Source organism: Streptomyces sp. YIM 98790 (assembly GCF_011421595.1).
Classification (GTDB): Bacteria; Actinomycetota; Actinomycetes; order Streptomycetales; family Streptomycetaceae; genus Streptomyces.
Genome location: NZ_WTLH01000355.1, coordinates 1 through 2,281, shown reverse-complemented (window position 1 = coordinate 2,281; position 2,281 = coordinate 1). Strand labels below are relative to the sequence as shown.

The 2,281-nt window shown below is 76.6% G+C and carries 2 protein-coding genes; one reads left to right on the top strand and one right to left on the bottom strand.

From position 1 onward, the window contains the following. Positions 1-937: AfsR/SARP family transcriptional regulator (locus GQS09_RS27950; RefSeq protein WP_165990306.1), on the bottom strand; the 937-nt coding region annotated here is incomplete at its 3' end. A gap of 420 nt (positions 938-1,357) precedes the next feature. Between GQS09_RS27950 and GQS09_RS27945 the strand changes: the two genes are divergently transcribed. Beyond that, positions 1,358-2,281 (top strand): radical SAM protein (locus GQS09_RS27945; RefSeq protein WP_165990305.1); only part of this gene is annotated, 924 nt, incomplete at its 3' end.

The window sequence follows — 2,281 nt, the reverse complement described above, 5'->3', positions numbered from 1 at the left end:
GGCGCCCGGCGCCGGCAGCCGCACCGGCGGCGGTGACGGCGGGGGCGCGGGCGGGGCCGCGCAGCGGGCGGACGACGGAGACGGTGGAGCGGGCCGGAGGACGGGCCGGCAGCGGTTCTTCCGCGGCCGCGTCGTCGTCCAGCAGCGAGCGGTAGGCGCGTTCCAGCGGCGCCCCCGGGGCCAGGCCGAGTTCGGCCGACAGCCGCCGGCGGTAGTCGTCGTACACGGCCAGGGCCTCGCTGCGGCGGCCGCACCGGTGGAGCGCCCGGAGCTGCGCCACCCGGAGCCGCTCGCGCAGCGGGTGGCGGGCGGCCGGCTCCGCGATGGTCGCCGCCACGGCGTCCGCGTCGCCCTCGGCGAGCCGGGTCTCCGCCCAGGACTCGTAGACCTCCAGGTGGCGTTCGTGCCACCGGTCCGCCGCCTCCCGCAGCAGCGGTGCGTGGTCGGCCAGCGGGGCCAGCGGCTCGTGCCGCCACAGGTCGAGTGCCTGCCGGTAGCGGACCGCCGCCCGGCCGGTGTCGCCGGAACGGGCCAGCGCCGCCGCCTCGCGGGCCAGCTCCGCGAAGCGCAGGGAGTCGCACTGCGTGGCGTCGAGGCGCAGCAGATAGCCGCCCGGGCCGTACTCGACCAGCCGGCCCCCGCCGGGCCCCAGCATCCTGCGCAGGGTCGAGGCATAGACCTGGAGGTTCTTGCGGGCCGTGCGGGGTGGTGCGTCCTGCCAGATGGTCTCGGTCAGCAGTCCCAGCGATACCGCCCGGCCGGGACGGGCGAGCAACGCGGCCAGAAAGAGCTGCTGCTTCAGGGGGCCGGGCGCGATGGTGCGCCCGCCGACCCGGATGCCCAGCGGTCCGAGCATCGAGATCCACAGCCCGGAGCCCTCGGGGGCGCCGCCCGGGGCGGCCGGCGTGGGGGCGACGGTGTCAATGAGCTTCCCCATGGCGCCTCAGCTTCCGCCCCAGCCGGTGTCCTCATCGGTCCTTGCCCTGCCGTCGGGCCGGTGTGCCGCACGAGAGGAGCCGTCCATGAGTACACCTCCGGATTGACGTGTTTTCTCCAGTTCTGCAGGGAATCGCGATGTTGGCCTCACTGTCACCGGCTGATCCGCGGTCGCGGGTACCGGCACATCCAGAGTGGCCAGACGGTCCGCACCGCAACAGACGCGGGCGCGTGTACGTTGCTGCATGCAGCAACGCCCCTCCGGTGCACAAGCGGTGATTCTTCGTCAAACCGGCCAAACCCAGGCGTGGGGCAACCGTCTCTGAAGCGCCGCCGAACCGTCTCTGAAGCGCCCGGCCGCACCGTGGTCCCCCGGGGTCCGCCCGGCCCCCGGCCCCCGGCCCCGGTGGAGGGAACGGCCATGGAACTCGGCGAGCTCATCGCGCTGCGCCCGCAGCCCGCGGCGGGCCTGCTCATCACGCTGACCCGCCGCTGCCCGCTGCGCTGTGCCCACTGCTCGACCGCCTCCGTGCCCGGCGCGGAGGACACCCCGGCACCGGAACTGCGCCGGTTCGTCGGCGGCTTCACCACCGCGGACCGGCCCGAGGTGCAACTGCTCACCGGCGGCGAGCCGCTGCTGCGTCCGGGCCTGGTGGCCGGCCTGGCCGCCGCCGCGCGCCGTGCGGGCACCCGTACCGCGCTGCTCAGCGGCATGTTCTTCGCCGGGGACGACGGCGCGCTGCCGCCCGCCGTCGCCCGCGCGGTGCGCTGCCTGGACCACTTCTCGGCCAGCCTGGACGCCTTCCACGAACGGGAGGTCCCGCGCCGCGGCGTCTTCCGCGCGCTGCACCGCATCCGGGACCTGGGCATCGCGGTCAGCCTGCACATCACCGGCCGCACCGCCGACGATCCCTATCTGCGGGAGGTCACCGGCGCCGTGCGCCGGGAGTTCCGGGACTCGGTGCCGATGCTGGTCACCACCGTCCGCCCGGTGGGCCGGGCCGCCGCCTGGGCCGCGGCGGGGCCGGGTGCGGCGGACGGGCCGGAAGCGGCGGGCGGGGCCGGCCCCGAGCCGTGCGCGATGGCCGCCTGGCCCACCGTCGCCTTCGACGGCACCGTGCTGGCCTGCTGCAACCAGCACGCCGTGGACCGGCGGCCCGTTCCCGGACATCTGCGGCTCGGCCACATCGCCGAAGACCCCTGGCACGTCATCCGCCGCCGCTGCCGCAACCACCCCGTGCTCCGCGTCATCCGCACCGCCGGCCCCGGCCGTCCGGTGCGCGGCGGGCCGCCCGCCGGTGCCCCGCCCTGCACCCGGTGCCGCGCCCTGTCCGCCGACCCCCGC